This window comes from Bradyrhizobium sp. STM 3809 (assembly GCF_000239795.1).
In the GTDB taxonomy this organism is placed as follows: Bacteria; Pseudomonadota; Alphaproteobacteria; order Rhizobiales; family Xanthobacteraceae; genus Bradyrhizobium.
In genome coordinates this window covers 1-8,156 of sequence record NZ_CAFJ01000379.1, presented here as the reverse complement: position 1 = coordinate 8,156, position 8,156 = coordinate 1, and the positions used below count along the sequence as shown (strand labels likewise).

Genomic DNA, 8,156 nt, shown 5'->3' with positions numbered 1-8,156 from the left:
GCGACGTCATCGCCGCCACAAGGCCATTTGCGCCCGCTGCGGCGCGCGCTAAAACTCACGAAACCGACCAAAAGACCCTCGCTGTCGTAAAGCGAATACCACCCGGAGGAACGACCTGATGCTTGGTTTGATGCAAGACTGGCCCCTGCTTTGCCACCGGATCATCGAGCATGCAGCGACAATTCACGGCTCCCAGGAGGTCGTGACCCGCTCGGTCGAAGGTCCCATCGTTCGCACCACCTACCGGCAAATCCACGACCGCGCGCTGAAAGTGTCCCAGAAGCTGACGCGCGACGGCATCAAGCTCGGCGACCGCGTCGCCACCATCGCCTGGAATACCGGCCGCCATCTCGAGGTCTGGTATGGCATTATGGGAATCGGCGCGATCTGTCACACGGTCAATCCGCGGCTGTTCCCGGAGCAGATCGGCTGGATCATCAACCACGCCCAGGACCGGATCGTCATCACCGACCTGACCTTCGTGCCGCTGCTCGAGAAGCTCGCCGACAAGCTGCCGAGCGTCGAGCGGTATGTGGTTCTGACCGACGCGGCGCACATGCCGCAGACCACGCTGAAGAACGCGGTCGCCTACGAATCCTGGATCGGCGAGGCCGACGGCGATTTCACCTGGGGCACGTTCGACGAGAATACCGCAGCCGCGATGTGCTACACGTCCGGCACGACCGGCGATCCCAAGGGTGTGCTGTATTCGCATCGCTCCAACGTGCTGCATGCGTTGATGGCCAACAACTGCGACTCGCTCGGAACCTCAGCGGCAGACACAATGCTTCCGGTGGTCCCGCTGTTCCATGCCAACAGCTGGGGCATCGCGTTCTCCGCGCCCTCGATGGGCACCAAGCTGGTGATGCCCGGCCCCAAGCTCGACGGCGCCTCGGTCTACGAACTGCTCGATACCGAGAAGGTGACCTACACCGCCGGCGTTCCCACGGTATGGCTGATGCTGCTGCAGCACATGCAGGCGCATAACCTCAAGCTGCCGCATCTGAAGATGGTGGTGTGCGGCGGCTCGGCGATGCCGCGCTCGATGATCCAGGCCTTCCTCGACATGGGCATCGGCGTGCGCCACGCCTGGGGCATGACCGAGATGAGCCCGATCGGCACGCTCGCCACCCTGAAGCCGCCGTTCCTCGGCGCCGAGGGCGACGCCAAGCTCGACATCCTGCAGACCCAGGGCTTCCCGCCGTTCGGCGTCGAGATGAAGATCACCGACGATGCCGGAGCCAAGCTGCCGTGGGACGGCAAGACGTTCGGCCGGCTCAAGGTGTCCGGTCCGGCGGTGTCGAAGGCGTACTACAAGGTCGACACCAAGATCCTCGACGAGGAGGGCTTCTTCGACACCGGCGACGTCGCCACCGTCGATGCCCATGGCTTCATGCGCATCACCGACCGCTCCAAGGACGTCATCAAGTCGGGCGGCGAGTGGATCTCCTCGATCGATCTGGAGAACCTGGCCGTGGGGCATCCGGCCGTCGCGGAGGCGGCGGTCATCGGCGTCTATCATCCGAAATGGGACGAGCGGCCGCTCCTGATCGTTCAGCTCAAGCAGGGCCAGACCGCGACGCGCGAGGACATCCTGAAGTTCATGGAAGGCAAGATCGCCAAGTGGTGGATGCCCGATGACGTCGCCTTCGTCGACGGCATTCCGCACACCGCGACCGGCAAGATCCTCAAGACCGCCCTGCGCGAGCAGTTCAAGGCCTACCGCTTCCCGAACGCGGCCGCGTAGCCGCGACTCCCGCTCCGCGCGTGACAGACGGCCCCTGCGACCACGCAGGGGCCGTTTGCGTTCCCGCCAAAAAGTTCCCTGGCCCTCGGTTGAACCAAAGACCTATTGGAAAGCCTGGGGCCGGGTTCCTATGGTCCCGCATCAATAAGAAACGAGGGAACGCCACCATGCGAAATTCAATACGCCTGCTGCCCTGGCTGCTCGGAGCCTCGCTGGCCGCCACGGCGGCTCACGCGGCCGGCAACAAGGTCGTCATCGGCGACATCGACGACATGTCCGGGCTCTACGCCGACGTGATCGGTCCGGGCGGCGTCGAAGCCGCCAAGATGGCGATCGAGGATTTCGGCGGCAGCGTGCTCGGCAACAAGATCGAGTTCATGGAGACCGATCATCAGAACAAGCCCGATGTCGGCGCTCAGAAGTTTCGCGAATGGGCCGATCGCGACGGCGTCACGATGATCCTTGGCGGCTCCAATACCGGCGTCAGCCTCGCGATGGCCAATGCGGCCAAGGAGAAGAAGATCCCGTTCATCGCGATCGGCGCCGCCGGCGCCTCGCTGACCGGCAAGGACTGCACGCCCTACACGGTCCACTATGCCTACGACACGACCTCGCTCGCCAACGGCACCGCCAAGACCATGGTCAGCCAGGGCGGCAAGAGCTGGTTCTTCCTGACCGCCGACTACGCCTTCGGCACTCAGCTGCAGGAGGCCGCCTCCAAGGTCGTCGAGGCCAACGGCGGCAAGGTGGTCGGCGCCGTGCGCGTGCCGCTCTCCACGTCGGACTTCTCCAGCTACCTGCTGCAGGCGCAGGGCTCGGGTGCACAGGTGCTCGGCCTCGCCAATGCCGGCAACGACTTCACCAACTCGATCAAGGCCGCCGATGAGTTCGGCATCGCCAAGACGATGAAGCCGGCAGCGCTGCTCGCCTTCATCAGCGACATCCACAGTCTCGGCCTGAAGACCGCGCAGGGGCTCTACCTCACGACCGGCTGGTACTGGGATCTCAACGACAAGACCCGCGCCTTCGCCAAGCGCTATTTCGAGAAAACCAAGCGCGAGCCGACCATGAACCAGGCCGCCTACTACTCGGCGACGCTGACCTATCTGAACGCCGTGAAGGCGGCGGGCACCACCGACTCCGACAAGGTGATGGACCAGCTGCGCAAGATGAAGATCGACGACATGTTCACGTCCAACGGCAAGATCCGCGCCGATGGACTGATGGAGCATGAGATGTACATCATGCAGGTCAAGAAGCCGGAGGAGTCGAAGTACCCCTGGGACTACTACAAGGTGGTCCAGACCATGTCGGGCGAGGAAGCGTTCGGCAAGCTCGCCGACTCCGCCTGTCCCTTGGCGCACGGGCACTGATCCCGTCGCGGCGGCTTGCGGGTGAGGCTGCGGCCTTTCCCGCGGGCCGTCGTGGCGCGCTGGCGAATCCGGAGCCCCACGCACGGCATCGACGTCGGCCACAGCGGCGTTCGGTCACTGACCGCGGTCAGAACCGGGCCACGGCCGCCCGCCTCTTCGGCCGGCGGGAAGACCGCGGCCGCAGACTCCCCCTTGAATTTGGGCGAGGCCCATGGTCTCAAGCGGGATCTCCCGCCCCGCTCCCCGGGGGCGCTTCAACCCGGCAGTTCCTGACACGATGGCCCGCAGGTTTCACGCCCCCTATCTGTCGGAGCCGATTTCCAGCCTCGCGACCTGGACCCGCAACCTGGCGGTATTCTCAGTCGTCGCCGTGCTGGTCTCGATCCTGATCCTGCGCTTCGATTTCCTGGAGATGAAGCCGGCGCTGGCGACGTTCTTCGGCGCGCTGGGGCTCGCCGTGCTGTCGATCCTGCTCGGGCTCGCCGCCTTCGTCGCGATCTGGCACAATGGCAGCCGCGGCATGAGCCGCGTCCTGCTGGCCTTCATGATCGACGCCGTGGTGCTGGCCTATCCCGGCTATCTCGCGCTTCAGAACCGCAAGCTCCCCAAGATCTACGACATCACCACCGATCCGGTCGATCCGCCGCGCTTCGAGGCGCTGGCGCCGCTGCGCAATGGCGACGGCACCAACACGGCGGCCTATGCCGGCCTCTATTCCTGGGAGCAGCAGCGCACCTTCTATCCGGACATCGAGCCGGTGCAGGTCGAACTGCCGCCGGATCGCGCCTATGCGGTGGCCCTGAAGCTGGTCAACCGCCGCAAATGGTTCGTGGTCGACGAGCGCGCGCCGCAGCCGCCGCGCCGCGAGGGCCGCATCGAGGCCGTAGCCCGGACGCCGATCATGGGTTTCCGCGAGGACATCTCGATCCGCATCAAGCCCGACGGCGAGGAGTCGCGCATCGATGTCCGCTCCGCCTCGCGTTATTCCGGATCGCCCTATTTCGATTCCGACCTCGGCAGCAACGCCTCCCGGGTCAACAAACTGCTCGAGGACCTGTCGAGCGCGGCCGAAACCGAAGCTCAGAAGCCGGTGAAGAAGGTCACGCCGCCGCCGGTGGCGAAGGGCAATGCGAACGCGAAGACGGTGAAGAAGTGAAGGAGCGAATGGCGAACAGGGAGTAGCGAATAGGGAATGCCTGCTTCCGACCGCCTCTCTCGTTCCTGCTCGCTGTTCCCTCCTCGCTCTTCGCCTAAACCAGGCGATAGGTGCCGCCGATCACCGGATCGCCGTCCGTCGCGACAATGCCGCGGGCGACCAGGTCTTCCAGATGGGCCAGCACGGAATAGCCTGCCGCCGTGGTGAGCCGTGGATCGATGCCGATATAGATCGCGCGCACCATGGTCGGAATATCGGCCTCGCCCTTGGCGAGGCGATGCAGGATCGAGGCCTCGCGCGCCTGGCGGTGGCGCAGCAGAAAGCGCGTGTATCGCGGCCCCTCCGGAATCTCCGGGCCATGGCCTGAGAAATACAATTCCTCGGGGCGGCCCGCGAGCCGCTCCAGCGACGCCATGTAGTCGACCATCGAGCCGTCGGGCGGCGCCACGATCGAGGTCGCCCAGCCCATGACGTGATCGCCGACGAAGGTGGTGCTGCGCTCGCCCCAGGCGAAGGCGAGATGGTTGGCCGTATGGCCCGGGGTTGCGACCGCCTGCAGCTGCCAGCCCTGCCCTTCAATGACGTCGCCATCGGCAACGATGACATCGGGCGCGAAGTCGCGATCGACGCCGGACTCGGGACTGTGCTTCTCGCTCTCGTAGCGCGGCCGCGAGGCGCGATGCGGGCCTTCGGCGTAAACGGTCGCGCCGGTGGCGGCCTTGAGCCGGCCGGTGTTCGGCGAGTGGTCGCGATGCGTGTGTGTCACGAGAATATGCGTGACGGTCTCGCCCCTCACGGCATCGAGTAGCGCCTGCGCATGCGCCTCGTTGTCCGGGCCGGGATCGATGATCGCGACCTTGCCCGTGCCCACGATGTAGCTAACGGTGCCGGTGAAGGTGAACGGACTTGGATTGTTGCAGAGAACGCGGCGGATGCCCGGGCGCACCTCATCGACGACGCCCGCAGCCAGCGGGAAGTTGCGATTGAATGGGACGTCGTCATTGTCGGACATGGCTTGCCTTACCTGCGCGGGGGGCCATTCGTCGCCCCCCCTTCCGCCGTCATACTCCGCGAAAGCGGGGTATCCAGTACTCCGTGGCGTCTCGACTGATCACTGTCGTCTCGGCGTACTGGATCGTCCGCTTTCGCGGACGATGACAGTTGAGGACGCAAGGCGCGTCCCCGAGAACGACCAGGCGAACTAGAAGAACGCCTGGATGCCGGTGATGGCGCGGCCGAGGATCAGGGCGTGGACGTCGTGCGTGCCCTCATAGGTGTTCACCGTCTCGAGGTTGGAGACGTGGCGCATCACCTGGTACTCGATCTGGATGCCGTTGCCGCCGTGCATGTCGCGGGCGACGCGGGCGATGTCGAGCGCCTTGCCGCAATTGTTGCGCTTGACGATCGAGATCATCTCCGGGGCCATCTTGCCCTCGTCCATCAGCCGGCCGACGCGCAGGCTTGCCTGCAGGCCGAGCGCGATCTCGGTCTCCATGTCGGCGAGCTTCTTCTGCACCAACTGGGTGGCGGCGAGCGGACGGCCGAACTGCTTGCGGTCGAGCGTGTACTGGCGGGCCCGATGCATGCAGTCCTCGGCGGCGCCGAGCACGCCCCAGGAGATGCCGTAGCGGGCGCGGTTGAGGCAGCCGAACGGGCCCTTGAGACCGGACACGTTGGGCAGCAGCGCGTCTTCCGGCACCACCACGCCATCCATCACGATCTCGCCGGTGATCGAGGCGCGCAAGGAGAGCTTGCCGCCGATCTTCGGCGCCGACAGGCCCTTCATGCCCTTCTCGAGGATGAAGCCGCGGATCTGGTTGTCATGCGCAGCCGACTTGGCCCACACCACGAACACGTCGGCGATCGGCGCGTTGGAGATCCACATCTTGCTGCCGGTCAGGCGATAGCCGTCGGCAACCTTTTCCGCGCGCGTCTTCATGCCCGCGGGATCAGAGCCCGCGTCCGGCTCGGTCAGGCCGAAACAGCCGACCCATTCTCCGCTGGCGAGCTTCGGCAGATATTTCTTGCGCTGGTTCTCGTCGCCGTAAGCGTAGATGGGATACATCACCAGCGAGGACTGCACCGAGTTCATCGAGCGGTAGCCGGAATCGACCCGCTCGATCTCGCGCGCGACGAGGCCGTAGGCGACGTAGCTCGCATTGGCGCAGCCATATTCTTCCGGCAGCGTGATGCCGATCAGGCCGAGCTCGCCCATCTCGTTGAAGATCTCGCGGTCGGTCTTCTCCTCGAGATAGGCCTTGGTGACGCGCGGCAAGAGCTTGTCCTGAGCATAGGCGCGCGCGGTGTCACGCACCATGCGCTCGTCCTCGGTCAACTGCTCGTCCAGCAGGAAGGGATCGTCCCACTGGAAGCTCGACTGGGCCGGCTTGTCCTTTGCCTGAGGGCGCGCGCTCATGAATGGTCCTTTCGCGTCTCGCTGCGCACGGGTCGCAGCCGTCTGGAGGTTAAATCCTGGCCGTTCAGCCTTCAAGCCGCTCATTGGCGACGATCTCGATGCCGAAGCCCGACAGGCCCTTGTAGTCATGGGCCGACGAGGTCAGGTTCCGGATCGAGCTCACGCCGAGATCGCGCAGGATCTGCGCACCGACGCCGACTTCGCGCCATTGCCGATGGCGATCGGCTTCCGCGGTATGCGGCTCCGCGACGGGTTCGACCGGAACACCGGCCGCGCCATCCCGAAGATAGATCAGCACGCCGCGGCCAGCCTTCTTGAAGTGCTGCAGCACCGCCTGGATACGCTGCGGCCCCGCGATCAGATCCTTCACGATGTTGGGCTTGTGCAGCCGCGTCAGCACGTTCTTGCCGTCGCCGATGCCGTTGTAGACGAAGGCGGCGTGGGTGATCGGGTCGAACGGCGAGCGATAGGCGAACCCTTGCAGCGGTCCGATCGGGCTCTCGGTCGTGAAGGTCGACACGCGCTCGATCAGCTTCTCGCGCGCCTGCCGGTAGGAGATCAGGTCGGCGATCGTCACGTGCTTGAGATTGTGGGCGGCGGCGAAGCGGACGACCTGCTCGCCCTTCATGACCGTGCCATCGTCGTTCATCAACTCCGAGATGACGCCGACCGGCGGCAACCCCGAGAGCTTGCAGAGATCGACCGCGGCTTCGGTGTGGCCCGAGCGCAGCAGCACGCCGCCGTCGCGCGCGATCAGCGGGAAGATATGGCCGGGACGCGCGAAATCATTGGCGCCCGCATTGGGATTGGCGAGCGCCCGGCAGCACGAGGCGCGCTCCTCGGCCGAGATGCCGGTGCCGCCGTCGGGCTTGTAGTCGATCGAGACGGTGAAGGCCGTGGTGTGGTTGGAATCATTGTGCGCGACCATCGGGTCGAGCCGCAGCCGCCGCGCGTCGTCGGCCGTGATCGGCGCGCAGACGATGCCGGAGGTGTGGCGGATGATGAACGCCATCTTATCGGGCGTGCACAGCGAGGCCGCAACGATCAGATCGCCCTCGCCCTCGCGGTCGTCGTCATCGGTCACGACGACCATCTCGCCCTTGGCGAAGGCGTGCAGAACTTCCTGGATCGAGTCGGCCATTGCAAAGTCTCGCTGCTTTTCCGGGGGCTGCTTTAACCGGGATCGCGGGCGCGTGCCAGAGCAGCGGAACCGCTGCTGGAAGGCCGCCTTCCCCGGAAAAGAGCCTGTCCTGCGAGGACAAGCGCCCTGGTATCTGTTTAAAGTCGCCTCAAATCCAGAACAAGGGAGCCGCGCCTCATGGCCGCATTCGATTTTGCACCGCTCCTCGGCCCCGGGCTGCCGGCGCCCGCCGCACGGTGGACCGGCTTGGCGAAATACAGCTTCGTCGGCGGCAACAACGATGCCGATGCCGTGCCGGTGGACGATCTGCGCGCGGCGGCCGA

At 65.4% G+C, this 8,156-nt stretch carries 6 protein-coding genes and 1 pseudogene; 4 read left to right on the top strand and 3 right to left on the bottom strand.

Annotated elements, in window-relative coordinates:
• Positions 1-118 precede the first annotated feature (118 nt).
• The 3 genes from BRAS3809_RS19415 to BRAS3809_RS19405 all read left to right on the top strand — a co-directional run bounded on the left by BRAS3809_RS19415 (position 119) and on the right by BRAS3809_RS19405 (position 4,276).
• Positions 119-1,747, top strand: coding sequence for a fatty-acid--CoA ligase (locus BRAS3809_RS19415; RefSeq protein ID WP_008963771.1), 1,629 nt, complete (start codon positions 119-121; stop codon positions 1,745-1,747).
• A gap of 167 nt (positions 1,748-1,914) precedes the next feature.
• Entirely contained in the window at positions 1,915-3,120 is a 1,206-nt protein-coding gene (locus BRAS3809_RS19410) for an ABC transporter substrate-binding protein (protein ID WP_008963770.1), read from the top strand.
• A 277-nt stretch (positions 3,121-3,397) separates the two neighbouring features.
• Positions 3,398-4,276 (top strand): DUF1499 domain-containing protein, encoded by an 879-nt coding sequence (locus BRAS3809_RS19405; RefSeq protein ID WP_008963769.1) that lies wholly within the window; start codon positions 3,398-3,400, stop codon positions 4,274-4,276.
• Between the two features lie 94 nt (positions 4,277-4,370).
• Here BRAS3809_RS19405 and BRAS3809_RS19400 read toward each other — a convergent pair whose 3' ends face one another.
• The 3 genes from BRAS3809_RS19400 to ribB form a co-directional block, all read right to left on the bottom strand.
• Complete coding sequence (locus BRAS3809_RS19400; protein WP_008963768.1) at positions 4,371-5,288, bottom strand: MBL fold metallo-hydrolase; 918 nt, start codon at positions 5,286-5,288, stop codon at positions 4,371-4,373.
• A 189-nt stretch (positions 5,289-5,477) separates the two neighbouring features.
• Positions 5,478-6,692 (bottom strand): acyl-CoA dehydrogenase, encoded by a 1,215-nt coding sequence (locus BRAS3809_RS19395; protein ID WP_008963767.1) that lies wholly within the window; start codon positions 6,690-6,692, stop codon positions 5,478-5,480.
• 64 nt (positions 6,693-6,756) lie between these two features.
• The gene (gene ribB / locus BRAS3809_RS19390; protein WP_008963766.1) at positions 6,757-7,833 is read right to left on the bottom strand and encodes a 3,4-dihydroxy-2-butanone-4-phosphate synthase; all 1,077 of its coding nucleotides are present in this window, start codon (positions 7,831-7,833) and stop codon (positions 6,757-6,759) included.
• Positions 7,834-8,010: 177 nt separating this feature from the next.
• Between ribB and BRAS3809_RS37395 the strand changes: the two are divergent.
• Positions 8,011-8,156: pseudogene (locus tag BRAS3809_RS37395) on the top strand (PLP-dependent aminotransferase family protein); the annotation flags it as partial.

Coding starts and splice junctions, on each gene's coding strand:
- BRAS3809_RS19415 (WP_008963771.1), top strand. CDS start 119: ATGCTTGGTTTGATGCAAGACTGGCCCCTGCTTTGCCACCGGATCATC.
- BRAS3809_RS19405 (WP_008963769.1), top strand. CDS start 3,398: ATGGCCCGCAGGTTTCACGCCCCCTATCTGTCGGAGCCGATTTCCAGC.
- BRAS3809_RS19395 (WP_008963767.1), bottom strand. CDS start 6,692: ATGAGCGCGCGCCCTCAGGCAAAGGACAAGCCGGCCCAGTCGAGCTTC.
- ribB (WP_008963766.1), bottom strand. CDS start 7,833: ATGGCCGACTCGATCCAGGAAGTTCTGCACGCCTTCGCCAAGGGCGAG.
- BRAS3809_RS19400 (WP_008963768.1), bottom strand. CDS start 5,288: ATGTCCGACAATGACGACGTCCCATTCAATCGCAACTTCCCGCTGGCT.
- BRAS3809_RS19410 (WP_008963770.1), top strand. CDS start 1,915: ATGCGAAATTCAATACGCCTGCTGCCCTGGCTGCTCGGAGCCTCGCTG.